The sequence below is a fragment of the Streptococcus sp. HMSC077D04 genome (assembly GCF_001808785.1).
GTDB lineage: Bacteria > Bacillota > Bacilli > Lactobacillales > Streptococcaceae > Streptococcus > Streptococcus mitis_BX.
In genome coordinates this window covers 126,688-148,123 of record NZ_KV794536.1, presented here as the reverse complement: position 1 = coordinate 148,123, position 21,436 = coordinate 126,688, and the positions used below count along the sequence as shown (strand labels likewise).

16 protein-coding genes are annotated in these 21,436 nt (G+C 42.4%); 15 read left to right on the top strand and 1 reads right to left on the bottom strand.

Annotation, left to right across the window (positions count from 1 at the left end):
* Positions 1-385: 385 nt before the first annotated feature.
* The 11 genes from rpoB (at position 386) to HMPREF2701_RS05530 (ending at position 15,956) form a co-directional block, all read left to right on the top strand.
* Complete coding sequence (gene rpoB / locus HMPREF2701_RS05580) at positions 386-3,997, top strand: DNA-directed RNA polymerase subunit beta (protein WP_070482412.1); 3,612 nt, start codon at positions 386-388, stop codon at positions 3,995-3,997.
* A 32-nt stretch (positions 3,998-4,029) separates the two neighbouring features.
* Entirely contained in the window at positions 4,030-7,740 is a 3,711-nt protein-coding gene (gene rpoC, locus HMPREF2701_RS05575) for a DNA-directed RNA polymerase subunit beta' (protein ID WP_061589601.1), read from the top strand.
* Positions 7,741-7,848: 108 nt separating this feature from the next.
* The gene (ndk, locus tag HMPREF2701_RS05570; protein WP_049510948.1) at positions 7,849-8,271 is read left to right on the top strand and encodes a nucleoside-diphosphate kinase; all 423 of its coding nucleotides are present in this window, start codon (positions 7,849-7,851) and stop codon (positions 8,269-8,271) included.
* Between the two features lie 130 nt (positions 8,272-8,401).
* Positions 8,402-9,034, top strand: coding sequence for a competence protein (locus tag HMPREF2701_RS05565; protein ID WP_225902294.1), 633 nt, complete (start codon positions 8,402-8,404; stop codon positions 9,032-9,034).
* Between the two features lie 94 nt (positions 9,035-9,128).
* Positions 9,129-9,572 carry a tRNA (adenosine(37)-N6)-threonylcarbamoyltransferase complex ATPase subunit type 1 TsaE gene (tsaE, locus tag HMPREF2701_RS05560; RefSeq protein ID WP_049487427.1) on the top strand — a complete coding sequence of 148 codons (444 nt, stop codon included), beginning with the start codon at positions 9,129-9,131 and terminating at the stop codon, positions 9,570-9,572.
* Positions 9,562-10,080, top strand: a complete 519-nt coding sequence (locus tag HMPREF2701_RS05555) for a GNAT family N-acetyltransferase (protein WP_061589600.1) — start codon at positions 9,562-9,564, stop codon at positions 10,078-10,080. The genes tsaE and HMPREF2701_RS05555 overlap by 11 nt, the downstream gene beginning before the upstream one ends.
* A gap of 7 nt (positions 10,081-10,087) precedes the next feature.
* Positions 10,088-11,125 (top strand): glycopolymer--peptidoglycan transferase LytR, encoded by a 1,038-nt coding sequence (gene brpA / locus HMPREF2701_RS05550; RefSeq protein ID WP_070482409.1) that lies wholly within the window; start codon positions 10,088-10,090, stop codon positions 11,123-11,125.
* Between the two features lie 67 nt (positions 11,126-11,192).
* A complete protein-coding gene (locus HMPREF2701_RS05545) occupies positions 11,193-12,449 on the top strand; it encodes a competence/damage-inducible protein A (RefSeq protein ID WP_070482407.1) in 1,257 nt (418 codons plus the stop codon).
* 54 nt (positions 12,450-12,503) lie between these two features.
* The gene (gene recA / locus HMPREF2701_RS05540) at positions 12,504-13,658 is read left to right on the top strand and encodes a recombinase RecA (protein WP_070482405.1); all 1,155 of its coding nucleotides are present in this window, start codon (positions 12,504-12,506) and stop codon (positions 13,656-13,658) included.
* A gap of 114 nt (positions 13,659-13,772) precedes the next feature.
* On the top strand, positions 13,773-15,143 hold the full coding sequence (locus HMPREF2701_RS05535; protein WP_070482403.1) for an MATE family efflux transporter: 1,371 nt from the start codon (positions 13,773-13,775) through the stop codon (positions 15,141-15,143).
* Between the two features lie 96 nt (positions 15,144-15,239).
* Positions 15,240-15,956 carry a YebC/PmpR family DNA-binding transcriptional regulator gene (locus HMPREF2701_RS05530; RefSeq protein WP_061589596.1) on the top strand — a complete coding sequence of 239 codons (717 nt, stop codon included), beginning with the start codon at positions 15,240-15,242 and terminating at the stop codon, positions 15,954-15,956.
* Between the two features lie 55 nt (positions 15,957-16,011).
* Here HMPREF2701_RS05530 and HMPREF2701_RS05525 read toward each other — a convergent pair whose 3' ends face one another.
* Positions 16,012-16,653, bottom strand: a complete 642-nt coding sequence (locus tag HMPREF2701_RS05525; RefSeq protein ID WP_061589595.1) for a CD20-like domain-containing protein — start codon at positions 16,651-16,653, stop codon at positions 16,012-16,014.
* Between the two features lie 213 nt (positions 16,654-16,866).
* Between HMPREF2701_RS05525 and HMPREF2701_RS05520 the strand changes: the two genes are divergently transcribed.
* The 4 genes from HMPREF2701_RS05520 to HMPREF2701_RS05505 all read left to right on the top strand — a co-directional run bounded on the left by HMPREF2701_RS05520 (position 16,867) and on the right by HMPREF2701_RS05505 (position 21,430).
* Positions 16,867-17,337 (top strand): MarR family winged helix-turn-helix transcriptional regulator, encoded by a 471-nt coding sequence (locus HMPREF2701_RS05520; RefSeq protein WP_061589594.1) that lies wholly within the window; start codon positions 16,867-16,869, stop codon positions 17,335-17,337.
* Positions 17,312-19,081 (top strand): ABC transporter ATP-binding protein, encoded by a 1,770-nt coding sequence (locus tag HMPREF2701_RS05515; protein ID WP_061589593.1) that lies wholly within the window; start codon positions 17,312-17,314, stop codon positions 19,079-19,081. Before HMPREF2701_RS05520 ends, HMPREF2701_RS05515 begins: the two co-directional genes overlap by 26 nt.
* Complete coding sequence (locus HMPREF2701_RS05510; protein ID WP_061589592.1) at positions 19,071-20,831, top strand: ABC transporter ATP-binding protein; 1,761 nt, start codon at positions 19,071-19,073, stop codon at positions 20,829-20,831. Before HMPREF2701_RS05515 ends, HMPREF2701_RS05510 begins: the two co-directional genes overlap by 11 nt.
* A 95-nt stretch (positions 20,832-20,926) precedes the next feature.
* Entirely contained in the window at positions 20,927-21,430 is a 504-nt protein-coding gene (locus HMPREF2701_RS05505; protein ID WP_049487436.1) for a phosphatase PAP2 family protein, read from the top strand.
* The last annotated feature ends 6 nt before the right edge of the window (positions 21,431-21,436 follow it).

The following is a 21,436-nucleotide window of genomic DNA, read 5'->3' as shown; positions in this document are numbered from 1 at the left end:
TTTTCCTGAAACTAAAATAAAAGAAAAATCGCAACAGATTTTGTTACGATTTAGCTAGTCTTTCTAATAGGAAAAGATTTTGTCAAAAATTCGTCAATCCCCTTGAAAAATCTAGCTAAATAGGGTATAATATGAATAATCATTTGTCGTAGGTTTTGTCTGAAATATTGTCCAGACAAGGCTCACAGCAGTTAAATCTTCTGAAAAAGTCAGATTTAGCTGCTCTTTTTGTGCTTTTTTTCAGAATTTTGCATGTTTGTAATAAAGACTTAAAGATTCTGAAAATTCATCGAAAGGACACGGTGATAGGGGTTTTTAAAACCATATGACGATTAGAAAAGCCTGATTGACAAGGCTTGGAACTTATTTACAAAGGAGAATCATCTTGGCAGGACATGACGTTCAATACGGGAAACATCGTACCCGTCGTAGTTTTTCAAGAATCAAAGAAGTTCTTGACTTACCAAATTTGATTGAAATTCAAACTGACTCATTCAAAGATTTCCTAGACCATGGTCTGAAGGAAGTGTTTGAAGATGTATTGCCAATTTCAAACTTCACAGACACAATGGAGTTGGAATTTGTTGGATATGAAATCAAGGAACCAAAATATACGCTAGAAGAAGCTCGTATTCACGATGCTAGCTACTCAGCACCAATTTTTGTAACCTTCCGCTTGATCAATAAAGAAACAGGCGAAATCAAAACCCAAGAAGTTTTCTTTGGTGATTTCCCAATCATGACTGAAATGGGTACTTTCATCATCAATGGTGGTGAACGTATCATCGTATCTCAGTTGGTCCGCTCACCAGGTGTTTACTTTAACGATAAAGTTGATAAAAACGGTAAAGTGGGCTACGGGTCAACTGTTATCCCTAACCGTGGAGCTTGGTTGGAACTTGAAAGCGACTCAAAAGATATTGCCTACACTCGTATCGACCGTACTCGTAAGATTCCATTTACAACTTTGGTTCGTGCGCTTGGTTTCTCAGGTGATGATGAAATCTTTGATATCTTTGGTGATAGCGAATTGGTTCGCAACACTGTTGAAAAAGATATTCATAAGAACCCAATGGACTCTCGTACCGACGAAGCTTTGAAAGAAATTTACGAACGCCTTCGTCCAGGTGAGCCTAAGACTGCTGAAAGTTCACGTAGCTTGCTTGTGGCTCGTTTCTTTGACCCACGTCGCTATGACCTAGCAGCAGTTGGTCGTTACAAGATCAATAAAAAACTCAATGTTAAAACACGCTTGCTCAACCAAACCATTGCTGAGCCATTGGTAGACCCTGAAACAGGAGAAATCTTGGTAGAAGCTGGAACAATCATGACTCGTAGTGTGATTGAAAGCATCGAAAGCTATTTGGATGGCGACTTGAACAAGATTGTCTACATTCCAAATGATGCAGCGGTTGTGACTGAGCCAGTTGTTCTTCAAAAATTCAAGGTTGTTGCTCCAACTGATCCAGACCGCGTCGTAACTATTATTGGTAATGCCAATCCAGATGACAAGGTTCGTATCGTCACTCCTGCAGATATCCTTGCTGAAATGAGCTACTTCCTCAATTTGGCTGAAGGACTTGGTCGTGTAGATGATATCGACCACCTTGGAAACCGTCGTATCCGTGCCGTTGGTGAATTGCTTGCCAACCAAGTACGTCTTGGACTTTCTCGTATGGAACGTAATGTCCGTGAACGTATGTCTGTTCAGGACAACGAAGTCTTGACACCACAACAAATCATCAACATCCGTCCTGTAACAGCTGCGGTTAAAGAATTCTTTGGTTCATCACAGTTGTCACAGTTCATGGACCAACACAACCCACTTTCTGAGTTGTCTCACAAACGCCGTTTGTCAGCCTTAGGACCTGGTGGTTTGACACGTGACCGTGCTGGATATGAAGTACGTGACGTGCACTACACTCACTATGGTCGTATGTGTCCAATCGAGACACCTGAAGGACCTAACATCGGTTTGATCAATAACTTGTCATCTTACGGGCACTTGAACAAATATGGTTTTGTTCAAACACCATACCGTAAAGTTGACCGTGAAACAGGTGTTGTTACGAACGAAATTGTTTGGTTGACAGCCGATGAAGAAGATGAATTTACTGTAGCACAGGCTAATTCTCGTCTGAATGAAGATGGAACATTTGCTGAGAAAGTTGTCATGGGACGTCACCAAGGGGTCAACCAAGAGTATCCAGCTAATGTTGTTGACTATATGGACGTATCACCAAAACAGGTAGTTGCCGTTGCGACAGCATGTATTCCTTTCTTGGAAAACGATGACTCCAACCGTGCCCTCATGGGAGCCAACATGCAACGTCAGGCTGTGCCATTGATTAATCCTAAAGCACCTTACGTTGGTACTGGTATGGAATATCAGGCAGCCCACGATTCAGGAGCTGCTGTGATTGCTCAGTACGACGGTAAAGTTACCTATGCAGATGCTGACAAGGTAGAAGTTCGTCGTGAAGATGGTTCATTGGACGTTTACCACATCCAAAAATTCCGTCGTTCAAACTCAGGTACTGCTTACAACCAACGCACTCTCGTAAAAGTTGGCGATGTCGTTGAAAAAGGCGATTTCATTGCTGACGGACCTTCTATGGAAAATGGAGAAATGGCGCTTGGACAAAACCCAATCGTTGCCTACATGACTTGGGAAGGTTACAACTTCGAGGATGCTGTTATCATGAGCGAACGCTTGGTGAAAGATGATGTCTACACATCTGTCCACCTTGAAGAATACGAATCAGAAACGCGCGATACAAAGCTTGGGCCTGAAGAAATTACTCGTGAAATTCCAAACGTTGGTGAAGATGCCCTTAAAGACCTTGACGAAATGGGTATTATCCGTATCGGTGCTGAGGTTAAAGAAGGCGATATTCTTGTAGGTAAAGTAACACCTAAGGGTGAGAAAGACCTTTCAGCTGAAGAACGCCTCTTGCACGCTATCTTCGGAGATAAATCTCGTGAAGTGCGTGATACTTCTCTTCGTGTACCACACGGTGCCGATGGTGTCGTTCGTGATGTTAAGATCTTTACACGTGCAAATGGAGATGAGTTGCAATCAGGTGTTAATATGCTGGTTCGCGTCTACATCGCTCAAAAGCGTAAGATCAAGGTCGGAGATAAGATGGCCGGACGTCACGGAAACAAAGGGGTTGTCTCTCGTATCGTTCCTGTAGAAGACATGCCTTACCTTCCAGATGGAACTCCAGTCGATATCATGTTGAACCCACTTGGGGTGCCATCACGTATGAATATCGGTCAGGTTATGGAGCTCCACCTTGGTATGGCTGCTCGTACTCTTGGTATTCACATCGCAACACCTGTCTTTGACGGAGCAAGTTCTGAAGACCTTTGGTCAACTGTTAAAGAAGCTGGTATGGATAGCGATGCCAAAACAATCCTTTACGATGGACGTACTGGGGAACCGTTTGATAACCGTGTTTCTGTCGGAGTCATGTACATGATCAAACTCCACCACATGGTTGATGATAAATTGCACGCTCGTTCAGTCGGACCTTACTCAACTGTTACCCAACAACCACTCGGAGGTAAAGCTCAGTTTGGTGGACAACGTTTCGGTGAGATGGAGGTTTGGGCTCTTGAAGCCTACGGTGCGTCAAATGTTCTTCAAGAAATCTTGACTTACAAGTCTGACGATATCAACGGACGTTTGAAAGCCTATGAAGCTATTACAAAAGGAAAACCAATTCCAAAACCAGGTGTTCCAGAATCCTTCCGAGTTCTTGTCAAAGAATTGCAATCTCTTGGTCTTGACATGCGTGTCCTAGACGAAGATGACCAAGAAGTGGAACTTCGCGACTTGGATGAAGGAATGGACGAAGATGTCATCCACGTAGATGACCTTGAAAAAGCCCGCGAAAAAGCAGCCCAAGAGGCTAAAGCAGCCTTTGAAGCTGAAGAAGCTGAGAAAGCAGCAAAAGCGGAAGCAACAGAAGAAGCTGCTGAACAAGAATAAGCAGTTCACTTAGAATAGAAAGGGAAGAAATAGTGGTTGATGTAAATCGTTTTAAAAGTATGCAAATCACCCTAGCTTCTCCAAGCAAAGTCCGTTCATGGTCTTATGGAGAAGTTAAAAAACCTGAAACAATCAATTACCGTACCTTGAAACCAGAACGTGAAGGACTCTTTGATGAAGTGATCTTTGGTCCTACAAAAGACTGGGAATGTGCTTGTGGTAAGTACAAACGCATTCGTTATAGAGGAATTGTTTGTGACCGTTGTGGGGTTGAAGTAACGCGTACGAAAGTTCGTCGTGAGCGTATGGGGCACATTGAGTTGAAAGCTCCTGTATCTCACATCTGGTATTTCAAGGGGATTCCAAGCCGTATGGGCTTGACCCTTGATATGAGCCCTCGTGCCCTCGAGGAAGTTATCTACTTTGCAGCTTATGTGGTGATTGATCCTAAGGATACACCACTTGAGCACAAGTCTATCATGACAGAGCGCGAATACCGTGAGCGCTTGCGTGAGTATGGTTATGGATCATTCGTTGCCAAGATGGGTGCCGAAGCTATCCAAGACCTTTTAAAACAAGTAGATCTTGAAAAAGAAATTGCTGAACTCAAAGAAGAGTTGAAAACAGCAACTGGACAAAAACGTGTCAAAGCCATCCGTCGTTTGGATGTTTTGGATGCCTTTTACAAGTCTGGAAACAAACCTGAATGGATGATTCTCAACATCCTTCCGGTTATTCCACCAGATCTTCGTCCAATGTTGCAGTTGGATGGTGGCCGTTTTGCCTCATCTGACTTGAATGACCTTTACCGCCGTGTTATCAACCGTAACAACCGTTTGGCTCGTTTGCTTGAGTTGAATGCACCAGGTATCATCGTTCAAAATGAGAAGCGTATGCTTCAAGAAGCAGTTGACGCTTTGATTGACAATGGTCGTCGTGGTCGTCCAATCACAGGACCAGGTAGCCGTCCTCTTAAATCATTGAGCCACATGCTTAAAGGTAAACAAGGACGCTTCCGTCAAAACTTGCTCGGTAAACGTGTTGACTTCTCAGGACGTTCCGTTATCGCCGTTGGTCCAACTCTTAAGATGTACCAATGTGGTGTGCCACGTGAAATGGCAATCGAGCTCTTTAAACCATTCGTGATGCGTGAAATTGTCGCTCGTGATATCGTGCAAAACGTCAAAGCAGCTAAACGCTTGGTGGAACGCGGAGATGAGCGTATATGGGATATCCTTGAAGAAGTGATCAAAGAACACCCAGTGCTTTTGAACCGTGCACCGACCCTTCACCGTTTGGGTATCCAAGCCTTCGAGCCAGTCTTGATTGATGGTAAGGCCCTTCGCTTGCACCCGCTTGTCTGTGAAGCCTACAATGCTGACTTTGATGGGGACCAAATGGCCATCCACGTACCGCTTTCAGAAGAAGCTCAGGCAGAAGCTCGTATCTTGATGCTAGCTGCTGAGCATATCTTGAACCCGAAAGATGGTAAACCAGTTGTTACTCCATCTCAGGACATGGTTTTGGGTAACTACTACTTGACAATGGAAGAAGCTGGTCGTGAAGGTGAAGGAATGGTCTTCAAAGACCGTGACGAAGCGGTTATGGCTTACCGTAATGGTTATGTTCACCTCCACTCACGTGTTGGTATCGCAACAGACAGCCTCAACAAGCCTTGGACAGAAGAGCAAAAACACAAGGTCTTGCTTACAACAGTTGGTAAAATCCTCTTCAACGACATTATGCCAGAGGGTCTACCATACTTGCAAGAACCAAACAATGCCAACTTGACAGAAGGCGTTCCAGCTAAATACTTCTTGCCACTTGGTGGAGATATCAAGGAAGCAATCAGCAATCTTGAACTTAACCCTCCATTCAAGAAGAAAAACCTTGGAAATATCATCGCTGAAATCTTCAAACGTTTCCGTACGACAGAAACTTCTGCCCTACTTGACCGTATGAAGAACCTCGGTTACCATCACTCAACTCTTGCAGGATTGACAGTGGGTATTGCCGATATCCCAGTCGTTGATGACAAAGCTGAAATCATTGAAGAATCACACAAACGTGTAGAACAAATCACCAAACAATTCCGTCGCGGTATGATCACAGACGACGAGCGTTACAATGCCGTTACAGCTGAATGGCGTGCTGCCCGTGAAAAACTTGAGAAACGCTTGATTGCCAACCAAGATCCTAAGAACCCAATCGTTATGATGATGGACTCTGGAGCCCGTGGTAACATCTCAAACTTCTCACAGCTTGCCGGTATGCGTGGTCTGATGGCTGCTCCTAACGGACGTATCATGGAATTGCCAATCCTTTCAAACTTCCGCGAAGGTTTGTCAGTACTCGAAATGTTCTTCTCAACTCACGGTGCTCGTAAAGGTATGACCGATACGGCCCTTAAGACAGCCGACTCAGGTTACTTGACTCGTCGTTTGGTTGACGTTGCCCAAGATGTTATCATCCGTGAGGACGACTGTGGAACTGACCGTGGTCTTTTGATTCGCTCTATCGCAGAAGGAAAAGAGATGATCGAGTCGCTCGAAGAACGTCTTATCGGTCGTTACACTAAGAAAACTGTTAAACATCCAGAAACTGGTGCAGTTATTATCGGTCCAAATGAGTTGATCACAGAAGAAAAAGCTGCTGAAATTGCAAATCTTAAGATCAAGAATGAAGATGGTGAACTTGTAAATGCAATCGAAGAAGTGACTATCCGCTCTGTATTTACATGTAACACTCGTCATGGTGTCTGTCGTCACTGTTATGGTATCAACTTGGCGACTGGTGATGCGGTTGAAGTTGGTGAAGCAGTTGGTACAATCGCTGCCCAATCTATCGGGGAACCTGGTACACAGCTTACAATGCGTACCTTCCACACGGGTGGGGTTGCCTCAAATACCGATATCACTCAGGGTCTTCCTCGTGTCCAAGAAATCTTTGAAGCCCGCAATCCTAAAGGGGAAGCGGTTATCACAGAGGTTAAAGGACAAGTTACAGCTATCGAAGAAGATGCATCAACTCGTACCAAGAAAGTCTTTGTTAAAGGTGAAACTGGCGAAGGTGAATATGTCGTTCCATTTACAGCTCGTATGCGTGTTGAAGTTGGGGACCAAGTAGCGCGTGGTGCCGCTCTTACAGAAGGTTCTATCCAACCAAAACGTCTCCTTGCAGTCCGTGATGTCTTGTCAGTTGAAACTTACCTTCTCGGTGAAGTACAAAAAGTTTACCGTAGCCAAGGGGTAGAAATCGGTGACAAACACATCGAGGTAATGGTTCGTCAAATGATTCGTAAAGTCCGTGTCATGGATCCAGGTGACACAGATCTTCTCATGGGTACCCTTATGGATATCAATGACTTTACAGATGCCAACAAAGATGTCCTTATCGCAGGTGGAGTTCCAGCGACTGGTCGACCAGTCCTTATGGGAATTACCAAAGCCTCACTTGAAACCAACAGTTTCTTGTCAGCGGCTTCCTTCCAGGAAACAACTCGTGTCCTTACTGATGCGGCTATCCGTGGTAAGAAAGATCATCTCCTTGGACTTAAAGAAAATGTTATCATCGGTAAGATCATCCCAGCAGGTACTGGTATGGCCCGTTACCGTAACCTTGAACCACAAGCTATCAACGAAGAAGAATACCTTAATCCTCCAGTAGAGGAAGAAGGAAATGAAGAGACAACAGAAGTAGTTGTGGACACTGCCGTTGAAACTGTGGAAGAAACAGTAGAATAAGAGAGAATGAGAGAGCCTTCGGGTTCTCTTTCTCTTTTCTGAAAACTTTCTCCATTTTTCCATGAAATGTGGTAAAATAAAAGAAAGAAGCTGACAAAGGAGACGGGTATGGAACAAACATTCTTTATCATTAAACCGGATGGTGTAAAAAGAGGATTAGTAGGTGAAGTGTTGAAACGCATCGAACAACGTGGATTTATAATCGAAAAATTGGAGTTGCGTTCACAGGTTTCAGAAGAGTTGATTGATCAGCACTATCAGGACTTGGTTGGTCAAAGTTTTTACCCACCGATTCGTGAATTCATGACTTCAGGCCCAGTTCTTGTAGGTATCATTTCTGGTCCCAAAGTAATTGAAACTTGGCGGACCATGATGGGTGCTACTCGTCCAGAAGAAGCTTTACCAGGAACTATTCGAGGTGATTTTGCAAAAGCTGCTAGTGAAAATCAAGCTATTCAAAATGTTGTGCATGGTTCAGATTCAGAAGAGTCAGCTAAGCGAGAAATTACTCTTTGGTTTGACGGAAAGTAGTAAAAGTTTGATGTAAGGGTTACTTGCATCAAACTTTTTTGCATTTTAGAGTAGAAAACTGACAGTTGAGAAATATTCTAGCAATGGGGAGGATTTCTAGCCTATAATAAGAGCAAGTAAGGGAGGAAGAATGATGGAAAAAATGAAAAAGCAAATTCGTATTTTGTTATTGCTGACAGTTTTTGGTATTAGTAGCTGTTCTTGTTTAAGTTTATCGACTTGGGCCTTGATGTTAAATCAAAACTGCTTCTATTATTTAGTAGGTATGTTGCTCCTTGCCAGTATTGGGGCAGGGATAAACTACTATAGAGGGCAGGGAAATCAATCTTATTCAGTTTTTAAGGAAGATAAGCAACAATTCTTGTATAGTCTCTTGCTATTAGTAAATATTTTGGGTTTAGCTTTAATTGTCATAGAGCATATCCTTGCAGGAAATACATCCGTAGAAGGGGGTGTGGAAGCCTTTCTACCGAGTTTCTTTTTCTTATTTGGTATTGATTTGTTAGTTTTTCTGCCGATTCAGAAGTATGTAAATGGATTGAAAAAGATTTTTGGAAAGAAGGAAATGTGTTTTATTAGTGGATTAGCTATTCTAATCTTTCTCAGAAATCCTTGGATGCTATTATCCATGACCTTTTATATTGCCTTGGGAATGCTATTTCTAGAACTGTTGGTGCCAAAAGTCATTCGTTGGGAAGTTTCATTTTACAGTCATTTGATGAGAGATATCTTGTTAGTTGTCTTTTTACTGTTCCTATTTTAAGATCATAACAAGGACTGGCTCAAGTTTTTAATTCATAATATGGAATTCAGAGATAATACCTAGACAAAGAACAAGTTTTTGGTATAATAGAAACATGTACACTAAAAACGAAGAAGAGTTACAGTCCTTAGGGGAACGTTTGGGCTATTTATTAGAAAAGAATGATGTCTTAATTCTAACTGGAGAACTTGGAGCAGGCAAAACGACCTTTACAAAAGGTCTTGCTAAAGGATTACAGATTACTCAGATGATTAAGAGTCCAACCTACACTATCGTAAGAGAGTATGAAGGTCGTCTTCCTCTTTATCATTTAGATGTTTACCGCATTGAGGGGGATGCTGATTCTATTGATTTAGATGAGTTTCTCTTTGGTGGCGGGGTGACTGTCATCGAGTGGGGACATCTTTTAGGTGATGCCTTACCAGATACTTATTTAGAATTGGAAATTCTAAAAGAAGAAGACGGTCGCAGGCTGAATTTCCAAGCAAAGGGTTTACGTGCAGAAAAACTCTTAGAGGAGCTTCAACATGGAGTATGAGTTGCTCATTAGGGAAGCAGAAGTTGAAGATGCGGCTGAGTTAGTATCATTTTTAAATCGTGTCAGTGTAGAAACAGATTTTACCAGTCTGGACAGGGATGGCATTTTGATGACAGATACTGAGATGGAGTTGTTTTTGGATAAACAGGCTCATTCAGAAAATCAAATCACTTTACTAGCCTTGCTGAATGATGAAATTGCTGGTATTGTAAATATTACAGCTGACCAGCGCAAGAGAGTTCAGCATATTGGAGATCTCTTCATTGTGATTGGTAAGAAGTATTGGAATAATGGACTGGGGAGTTTGTTACTTGAAGAAGTTGTAGAATGGGCGCAGGCTAGTGGCATTCTTCGTAGACTTCAACTCACTGTTCAAACTCGTAATCAGGCTGCAGTTCATTTATATCAAAAGAATGGTTTTGTCATTGAAGGTAGACAAGATCGCGGTGCGTACATAGAAGAAGGGAAATTTATAGATGTTTACCTGATGGGTAGACTGATAGATTGATAGTAATATGGTAAAAAAAATTATTGGAATGGTGCTAGTTTTTCTAGCTGTGACAGTTTTGGGTGTCGGTGTTTTTGCTTATACCATTTATCAGCAAGGCACACAAACCTTATCAAAGACCTATAAAAAAATAGGGGAAGAAACCAATGTTATTGAGGCGACTGAACCCTTAACGATCCTTTTAATGGGGGTTGATACTGGAAACGTAGAACGAACTGACCCTTGGGAGGGAAATAGTGATTCCATGATTCTCTTAACGGTTAATCCGCATACGAAAAAAACAACGATGTTGAGTTTGGAACGTGATATCTTGACTAAAATTCAGCATAAAGATGGTAGTGTTGAGGAAGCTAAACTAAATGCCGCCTACGCTGGTGGTGGTGCGGAATTGGCAATCTCAACTATCCAGAAAATGATGAATATTCATATCGATCGTTACGTTATGGTGAATATGCAGGGGCTGCAACAATTGGTTGATGCAGTTGGCGGGGTGACTGTAAATAATACACTCGGTTTTCCAATTTCGATTACTGACCAGGAAGAATTTAATAAAATTTCCATTGGTGTTGGACAGCAAACTCTAAATGGTGAAGAAGCGCTTGTTTATTCTCGCATGCGCTACCAAGATCCAGAAGGGGACTACGGACGTCAGAAGCGTCAGCGTGAAGTCATTCAAAAGGTTGTTGAAAAAGTTCTTAGCTTGAATAGTGTTAGTCACTATCAGTCTATCTTAAAAGCCCTAAGTACCAATATGCAGACCAACATTGATTTATCAGCGAAAAGTATTCCACAATTACTTGGTTATCAAGATTCCTTCAAGAATATTGAAACACATCAATTGCGAGGAGAAGATGCTGAACTGCAGGGCATTTCTTACCAGATTGTTACAACTGAGCATATGTTAGAAATGCAAAATCTCTTACGTCGTTCACTAGGTAAAGAGGAAGTAACTGAAGTAGAAACCAATGCTGTGTTATACGAAGCAATTCTTGGAAGAACTGCTACACCAACGAATGCTTCAAGTGTAGAAATAGAACAAAATTAATAATGAAATCGTGGGAAATTTCCTGCGATTTTTTCAAAAAAATACGAATAGATAGGTAGGAGGAAACATGAAAGCAGAAATCATTGCTGTTGGAACAGAGATTTTGACAGGACAGATTGTTAATACCAATGCCCAGTTTTTGTCGGAAAAACTAGCAGAGATTGGGGTAGATGTATATTTTCAGACGGCTGTAGGAGACAATGAAGCTCGTCTCTTATCCCTGCTTGAGATTGCCAGTCAACGTAGTAGTCTGGTGATTTTAACAGGTGGTTTGGGGCCGACTGAGGATGATTTGACCAAACAAACCCTAGCTAAATTTTTAGGGAAAGAATTAGTCTTTGATTCTCAGGCTCAGGAGAAGTTAGATGTCTTTTTTGCCCAGCGACCAGACTATGCCCGAACACCGAATAACGAAAGACAAGCTCAACTTGTAGAAGGAGCGATTCCACTGCCAAATGAAACAGGACTGGCTGTGGGAGGAATATTGGAAGTCGAAGGAGTGACCTACGTCGTCCTTCCAGGTCCACCAAGTGAATTGAAGCCTATGGTCTTAAACCAACTTCTACCCAAGTTGATGACAGGGAGCAAGCTGCATTCCCGAGTTCTTCGTTTCTTTGGGATTGGCGAGAGCCAGTTGGTTACGATTTTGTCTGATTTGATTGATAATCAAACAGATCCGACCTTGGCCCCTTATGCTAAGACAGGAGAAGTCACTCTGCGTCTGTCAACAAAAGCTAGCAGCCAAGAAGAGGCGAATCAAGTGCTGGATATCTTGGAAAATCAAATCTTAGGTCGCCAGACCTTTGAAGGTCTTTCTTTACGAGATCTTTGTTATGGTTATGGGGAAGAAACTAGTTTAGCTAGCATTGTGGTAGAAGAACTGAAAAAACAAGGGAAAATTATCACGGCTGCAGAGAGTTTGACGGCAGGGCTTTTCCAAGCCAGCGTAGCTGATTTTTCGGGTGCTTCAAGTATATTTAAGGGTGGTTTTGTAACCTATAGCTTGGAGGAAAAATCAAAGATGTTGGATATTCCTGTCAAGGATTTAGAAGAACATGGTGTGGTGTCTGAATTTACAGCTCAAAAGATGGCTGAGCAGGCACGAATCAAGACCCAGTCTGATTTTGGCCTTAGTTTGACTGGAGTGGCAGGACCAGATAGCCTAGAAGGACATCCAGCTGGGATAGTTTTCATAGGCTTGGCTCAAGAGCATGGAACTGAGGTCATCAAGGTCAATATTGGAGGCAGAAGTCGAGCAGATGTACGTCACATTGCGGTTATGCATGCCTTTAACCTAGTTCGCAAGGCTTTATTAAGTGACTAACTTTTGATATAATAGTAGATAGGTCTGAGGACCATTAGAATGTAGGAGAATAGAATGGCGAAAAAACCAAAAAAATTAGATGAAATTTCAAAAAAATTCGGGGCTGAACGTGAAAAAGCCTTGAATGACGCTCTTAAATTGATTGAGAAAGACTTTGGTAAGGGTTCAATCATGCGTTTGGGTGAACGGGCAGAGCAAAAGGTGCAAGTGATGAGTTCAGGTTCTTTGGCTCTTGACATTGCCCTTGGTTCAGGTGGTTATCCTAAGGGACGTATCATTGAAATCTACGGACCAGAGTCATCTGGTAAGACAACGGTTGCCCTTCATGCAGTTGCGCAAGCACAAAAAGAAGGTGGGATTGCAGCCTTTATTGATGCGGAACATGCCCTTGATCCAGCTTATGCTGCGGCTCTTGGTGTCAATATTGACGAATTGCTCTTGTCACAACCAGACTCAGGAGAGCAAGGTCTTGAGATTGCAGGAAAATTGATTGACTCAGGTGCTGTGGATCTTGTTGTAGTCGACTCGGTTGCTGCCCTTGTCCCTCGCGCGGAAATTGATGGAGATATCGGAGATAGCCACGTTGGTTTGCAGGCTCGTATGATGAGCCAGGCTATGCGTAAACTCGGTGCTTCTATCAATAAAACCAAAACAATTGCCATCTTTATCAACCAATTGCGTGAAAAAGTTGGGGTCATGTTTGGAAATCCAGAAACAACTCCTGGTGGACGTGCTCTGAAATTCTACGCATCAGTCCGTTTGGATGTTCGTGGAAGTACGCAAATCAAGGGAACTGGTGACCAAAAAGATACCAATGTCGGTAAAGAAACTAAAATCAAGGTCGTGAAAAACAAGGTGGCTCCACCATTTAAGGAAGCCTTCGTTGAAATCATGTACGGAGAAGGGATTTCTAAGACTGGTGAGCTCTTGAAAATCGCAAGCGATTTGGATATCATCAAAAAAGCAGGAGCTTGGTACTCTTACAAGGATGAGAAAATTGGGCAAGGTTCTGAAAATGCTAAGAAATACTTGGCAGATAACCCAGAAGTATTTGATGAGATTGACCATCAAGTCCGTGTTCAATTTGGTTTGATTGATGGAGAAGAAGCTGCTGAAAGCAAAAAAGATGAAGCAGTTCAAGTAGACTCTGTGAATGAAGAAGTTACACTTGATCTAGGCGATGAGCTTGAAATCGAAATTGAAGAATAAGCTGTCAAAGTAGTGGAGAAATCCACTGCTTTTTCGATTCTTTGTTCAAGATTTCATATTGCCTATAGTTTGCTGTTTCTTGTCGCTCTTCTAGAAAGCTGATATAATAGCCTTATGAATAAAAAACGAACAGTGGACCTGATTCATGGTCCTATTCTTCCCTCGCTTGTGAGTTTTGCCTTCCCAATCTTGCTGTCTAATATCTTTCAGCAACTCTATAACACTGCTGATGTCTTGATTGTTGGGCGATTTCTTGGTCAAGAATCCTTAGCTGCAGTAGGAGCGACGACAGCGATTTTTGACCTGATTGTAGGTTTTACTCTTGGTGTTGGCAATGGCATGGGAATTGTCATTGCCCGTTATTATGGAGCTCGGAATTTCACTAAAATCAAGGAGGCAGTAGCAGCCACCTGGATTTTAGGTGCTCTTTTGAGTATTGTAGTTATGCTGCTGGGATTTCTTGGTTTGTATCCTCTCTTGCAATACCTAGATATTCCTGCAGAAATTCTTCCCCAGTCCTATCAATATATTTCTATGATTGTGACCTGTGTCGGTGTCAACTTTGCTTATAACCTCTTTGCAGGTTTGTTGAGATCCATTGGGGACAGTCTGGCAGCGCTTGGATTTCTGATTTTCTCTGCCTTGGTTAATGTGGTTCTGGATCTCTATTTTATTACGCAATTGCATCTGGGAGTTCAATCGGCGGGACTTGCTACCATCATTTCGCAAGGTTTATCAGCGGTTCTCTGCTTTTACTATATTCGTAAAAGTGTGCCAGAGCTACTTCCTCAACTCAAACACTTTAAGTGGAATAAGGCTTTATATGCGGATCTCTTGGAGCAAGGTTTGGCTATGGGCTTGATGAGTTCGATTGTGTCCATCGGCAGTGTGATTTTACAGTCTTCTGTTAATACCTTTGGTGCAGTGATTATTAGTGCCCAGACGGCAGCTCGACGCATTATGGCTTTCGCCCTTCTTCCTATGACCGCTATTTCTGCTTCGATGACGACCTTTGCTTCTCAGAATTTAGGTGCTAAGCGCCCAGACCGCATTGTCCAAGGTCTTAGAATCGGCAGTCGCTTAAGTATGTCCTGGGCAGTTTTTGTTTGTGTCTTCCTCTTTTTTGTCAGTCCTGCCTTGGTTTCCTTCTTGGCCAGTTCAACGGATGGTTACTTGGTAGAAAATGGTAGTCTCTACCTGCAAATCAGCTCAGCCTTTTATCCTATTTTGAGTCTCTTGTTGATTTATCGCAATTGCTTGCAGGGCTTGGGGCAAAAGGTTCTTCCTCTGGTTTCCAGCTTTATTGAACTAATCGGAAAAATCGCTTTTGTGGTCTTGATTATTCCTTGGGCAGGCTATAAGGGTGTTATCCTTTGCGAACCCCTAATCTGGGTTGCCATGACTATCCAACTGTATTTCTCACTGTTTCGTCACCCCTTGATAAAAGAAGGCAAGGAAATCTTGGCAACCAAAGTGCTATCCTAGTTGGATTTACTGAATAAAATCCATTTCCTCTAGTGAAAATCGAAAAAACTTGTGTTATAATAAGAAAGATTAAAATGTGAAAAAAGGAGATTCCTAATGGGACGTAAATGGGCCAATATCGTAGCCAAGAAAACGGCTAAAGATGGAGCTAACTCTAAAGTATATGCAAAATTTGGTGTAGAAATCTATGTAGCAGCTAAAAAAGGTGATCCAGATCCAGAATCAAACTCAGCCTTGAAATTCGTTATCGACCGTGCTAAACAAGCCCAAGTGCCAAAACACGTTATCGATAAGGCTTTGGACAAGGCTAAAGGAAACACAGACGAAACCTTTACAGAAGGACGTTACGAAGGTTTTGGACCAAATGGTTCTATGTTAATCGTGGATACTTTGACTTCAAACGTTAACCGTACAGCGGCTAATGTTCGTGCAGCTTTTGGTAAAAATGGCGGAAACATGGGTGCTTCAGGTTCGGTTTCATACCTCTTCGATAACAAGGGTGTTATTGTATTTGCAGGTGAAGATGCGGACTCAGTCTTTGAGCAATTGCTTGAAGCAGATGTGGATGTGGACGATGTAGAAGCAGAAGAAGGGACAATCACAGTTTACACAGCTCCAACTGACCTTCATAAGGCTATCGTTGCCCTCCGTGAGTCTGGCGTTGAAGAGTTCCAAGTGACAGAATTAGAAATGATTCCTCAGTCAGAAGTAGAATTGTCAGGCGATGACCTTGAAACCTTTGAAAAACTTTACAGCGTTCTTGAAGACGACGAAGACGTACAAAAGATTTACACAAACGTAGACGGATTCTAATAGAAAAACGAACAGTTTTACTAGCTGTTCGTTTTTTTGATATTTGAACTTAGACTCAGGTTTCAGAATCGTTTTGTTGCTTGCTTTTTTCTAGACCTAGACCGACTGCATGTTTTTGGACGAGCAGGAGCTCTCCATTGTCATCTTTTGCAAAAGTTAAGGTAACAGTCTTAATCTTGTCTCCAATGGAGATATAGGTGATTTTTTTCGTATCGTAACCCCCAAGAGTGAAGTCAAACTCGGAATCTGGCTTTCCGTGTTTGCTGATAATATCCTCGTAGTTGGTACCACCTTTTCCTTTGTTGTCAAGGTCACCTTCGACTAAGGCGTCGAACTGTTCTTGGGTCCAGGCGGAGGTATCGTCTGTCAAGCCGCTTTTTTCTTCGCGTTCCATTGAGGCACTCGTATCCATGTAGGAACGGTTAAACTCCTTGGCATACTCTTTGTAGACATCAGCGTATAGTACCTGACTCGTAAAGAAAAGTACAACAGAGGCAACTGCCAGGGATGTTCCGATAATAGCCATTGTTTTCCGTTTTTTGAGGTTGACGATAAGGTCGATAATCCCCAAGATAAATGCGACGATGCCGATGAACAACGATGGATAGTTAATAAACGGGATCCAGGATCCTAAAAGTGCGATGGCTCCAAAAATGGTTGCTAAGATTCCTAAAACTCTTTGTTCTTCTGGTTTCATTTGAAAGTTTTCTCCCTTCATTGAGTGAATGGATTTCTACCCACAGTAGTGAGCACTTATTATATAAAAAATCTTGCCTAATGTCAATTTAAACTAAAATAGTTCTCTTGGAAACTTTTTCTTGACATCTTTTCTGAAAATGATAAAATAGTTCTCATGAAAACTTATTTAGTTCCCAGGAGAACTAAATGTGATAGTTAGAAAGGAGTTAGTATGGATAAACCGATGTTAGTCTTTAAGCGTTTTGGTCATCAGATTCACCTCATGGTACAAAAGGAAGCCAAACGTTGTGGTATTGAATTTATGGGTGGGCCTCAAGGTCAGGTTGTGCGTTTTTTGGATAATCGTGAGAAAAACCAAGACTTGGTCTTGATTAAAGATATCGAGCAGGAACTCAATATTACCAAGTCTGTTGCTAGTAATTTGGTCAAGCGTATGGTGCAAAATGGTTTAGTGGAATTGGAGGCGAGTCCTAGCGATAAGCGGGCAAAATTTGTTCGTTTGACGGACAAAGCACGTTCTCAAATGAAGCAGGTTAAGGCTTTTTTTGAACGAATAGACAAGCAGTTGTTGGCAGACGTAGATGAAGGCGAATTACTGATTTTTGAGAAAGTCCTCAATCAATTACAGGAAAATATCAAGAGAATAGGAGGAGATAATGAAGAAATTAGCAAAACGAATTAGTAGAAAAGAATGGGGGATGATTTTACTAGCCATTCTCTTTACCTGCTTTTCGGTTTATCTAGAGTTGGAAGTGCCGACCTATATCTCTAAAATCACGGATTTACTGGGAACTCAGGCTACCAATTTGGATGAGTTATGGCAACCAGCAGGTATGATGGTGGGCATGTCCTTTCTAGCCTTCTTATCCGCAGTCGCAGTTGGATTTTTTGCATCCAGAGTGGCTGCTTCTTACACTAGTAGGCTGAGAAGTGATATTTTTAACCGAGTTTTAGACTACTCACAGACAGAGATTAAGAAATTCTCTATTCCCAGTCTCCTAACTCGTACCACTAATGATATTACTCAAGTTCAGATGCTGATCACCATGGGCTTGCAAGTGGTTACGCGTGGTCCAATTATGGCTATCTGGGCTATCGGGAAGATTTTAGGTCATTCAGAATACTGGCTCTGGGCTGTACTTGTGGCAGTGATTGTCAACGTTTTGATGACGACCGTTTTGATGACACTAGCCTTTCCAAAACAGTCCTTGATTCAAAGTCTGACTGATAAACTGAACAGTATCACTCGCGAGAGTTTAACAGGTATTCGCGTTGTTCGTGCCTACAATGCTGAAAAGTACCAAGATGAAAAATTTGCAGCAGCAAATGATGAACTGACACGCTTGAATTTGTTTGTCAATCGTCTCATGGCCATTTTGAATCCCATCATGATGGGGATTTCAAGTGGTTTGAGTGTGGCGATTTACTGGATTGGTGCCTATGTGATTAACGATGCTGCTCCGACAGCGCGTCTGCCTCTCTTTAGTGACATGGTTGTTTTCATGTCTTATGCCATGCAGGTTGTTATGGGCTTCCTTCTCATGGGGGCGCTCTTCATCGTTCTTCCCCGAACTATGGTCTCTGCCAAGCGGATTAATCAGGTTCTAGATTTGCATTCTTCTATCCAAAATCCTGCTCAAGTGCAGTTGGCTGATGAAAATCTCAAAGGTCAGGTCGAATTTAAGGATGTGACTTTCCGCTATGCGGCAAATTCGGAGCCAGTTATCGAGCATGTTAGCTTTAGAGCGGAAGCTGGTCAAACAGTGGCCTTTATAGGGTCAACAGGTTCTGGTAAATCAACTCTGGTCAATCTGATTCCACGTTTTTATGACGTATCAGCAGGAGAAATTCTAGTGGACGGAGTTAATGTTCAAGACTATGACTTGGAAGATTTGCGCAACAAGGTTGGTTATATTTCTCAGAAAGCGGTTCTCTTTTCAGGTGATGTCAAAGGCAATTTAGACTTTGGACAGAGTCAAGAAACACCGCTTAGTGAGCAGGCTATGTGGCAGGCTCTGGAATTGGCCCAGTCTAAAAACTTTATCGAAGACAAGGAAGCGGGCTTATCGTCAGAAGTGGCCCAAGGAGGAACCAACTTCTCAGGCGGCCAAAGACAGCGTCTGGCCATTGCGCGTGCCTTGGCTCGGAGGCCAGAAATCCTCATCTTTGATGACTCCTTCTCAGCCTTGGACTACAAGACAGACCGTGTCCTACGCCAAGAGCTAGCAGAGAAAACCAAGTCTATGACCAAGCTTATCGTTGCACAGCGTATTTCAACGATTATGGATGCAGATTTGATTTTGGTCTTGGATCAAGGAAAAGTAGTGGGACAAGGCACCCACAAGGAACTTCTAGCTAATAACGAAGTTTACCAAGAAATTGCCTATTCACAACTATCGAAGGAGGAATTGGAACATGGAAAATAAGAAAATGTCTCTTTGGAAACAGAGTAAACCCTATCTTGCAGGTCTCCAGTTTGCCCTTCTTATAGCCTTTCTAGCAACAATCTTATCCAATATCATTACTGTTTATGGTCCAACCCGCATCAAGGAAATGACTAATATTATTGCCAGTGGTTTGGAAACAAGTGTGGATGTCGCGGCGGTTGCAGCTATTGGTAGTTTTTTGGCCGTCATCTATGTGATTGGGCTTCTATCAAATTATTTGCAAGCCTTTCTGTTTACAACAGCCATACAACGTTTTTCAGAGCGTTTGAGAACAGCGATTGCAGAGAAAATTAATCGTCTTCCATTGGGGTATTTTGATGGACATTCTCAAGGAGATACCTTGTCTCGTGTAACCAATGACGTTGACACTGCAGCCCAGTCCCTTAATCAAAGTCTGGGAACAGTTCTTTCATCTAGTTTATTGGTTTTAGCAGTCTTGGTAACCATGTTTGGGATGAACTGGATTTTAGCCTTGGTGACGGTTGTTTCAACTCTTGTTGGATTTGCTTTCGTGTCCGTCTTTATGGGCAAATCCCAGGGCTTCTTTAAGAGTCAGCAACAAGATTTGGCAGCTGTCAATGGCTATGTGGAGGAAATGTACTCTGGCCATAATGTGGTGACCAGTTACAATGCCATCGAGAGTACGAAAGAAGAGTTTGCGAAATTAAACAATCGTCTGTATGATAGTATCTGGAAATCTCAATTTATTTCAGGGATTATGATGCCGATTATGATGTTTATTGGGAACTTTAGCTATGCCTTGGTAATTATCGTTGGTGCAGCCTTGGCTCTGAATGGGCAGATTAGTATCGGGATTATCGTTGCCTTTATGGCTTACGTTCGTATCTTTTCTCAGCCTCTTTCGCAAATCGCCCAAGGGATTACTAGTCTTCAGCAGGCTAGTGCAGCTATGGGACGTGTCTTCGAATTCCTAGCTGAAGAGGAAATGGAAGACGAATCCCATAAAGAAAGACAATTGAGCGATATGAAAGGTCAAGTAGTCTTTGAACGAGTCTCCTTTGGTTACACACCAGAGCGAACTATTATCCATGACTTTTCTGCGACGGCTCATGCAGGTCAAAAGGTTGCCATTGTGGGACCGACCGGAGCTGGGAAGACAACCATTGTCAATCTTTTGATGAAGTTTTATGAGATTGATAAAGGAAGTATCCGCATCGATGGCGTGGATACCAAGGAGATGAAGCGTTCGGAAGTACATGATGCCTTTTCAATGGTCTTGCAGGACACTTGGCTCTTTGAAGGGACCATTCGCGACAATCTCATCTATAACCAAACAGGTATTAGTGATGAGCGTGTGATTGAAGCCAGCAAGGCTGTGGGGATTCACCACTTTATCATGACCCTGCCAGATGGTTATGATACTGTCTTGGATGATACAGTAACCTTGTCTGTCGGACAAAAACAACTCTTAACTATTGCTCGTGCTTTGTTGAAAGATGCGCCACTCCTAATTCTAGATGAGGCGACTTCTTCTGTTGATACCCGTACAGAGGAATTGATTCAGAAAGCCATGGACCGTTTGATGGAAGGCAGAACGTCCTTCGTCATCGCCCACCGCTTGTCTACTATCCGAAATGCGGATCTTATTCTGGTTATGAAAGATGGCAATATCATCGAGCAAGGAAATCATGATGAGCTGATTGCGCAAGCTGGTTTCTACGCTGACCTCTACAACAGTCAGTTTACAGAAGATGAAGCAGAAGAATAAATCGAAAGAAGGCTTGACGGCCTTCTTTTTCTGCACTATACTAGAAGACAAGTGCTTCCCTATAAGCAAAATTTGAGTAAATGATGAGAAAATATATGAAAATTTATCAAGAATGGTATGGCCACGTTGCTGGTAAGATTGAAAATAAGCCCTTTCTTCTGAGCTTGTTAAGAACTTTCAATCGCTTCATGACGGTAGTTATGCCTATAGTTTATCTGACCTTGTTAGCCACTGCCTATCTCCAAGAAGGATTTGGGAAACAGGTCGGGATCTATTTGTTTATCCCTGCATCAGGTTTTGTGATTTTGTCCTTTCTTCGTAAGAAAATCAATACTCCTAGGCCTTATGAGGAATGGGCTATTAAACCCTTGCTTGACAGAGATAGTCCTGGTCAGTCTATGCCCAGTCGTCATGTCTTTTCAGCAACCATTATCTCCATGGCTTGCTTGCATGCTAGTCTAACTATGGGGATGATTTGTTTGACCTTATCAGCCTTCCTAGGTCTAGTAAGAGTCTTAGGGGGAGTGCATTATCCCAAGGATGTAGTGGTTGGTTATATTTGTGCTCTTGTGTGGGGTGTGCTTTTCTTTCTATGTTGACCTGTA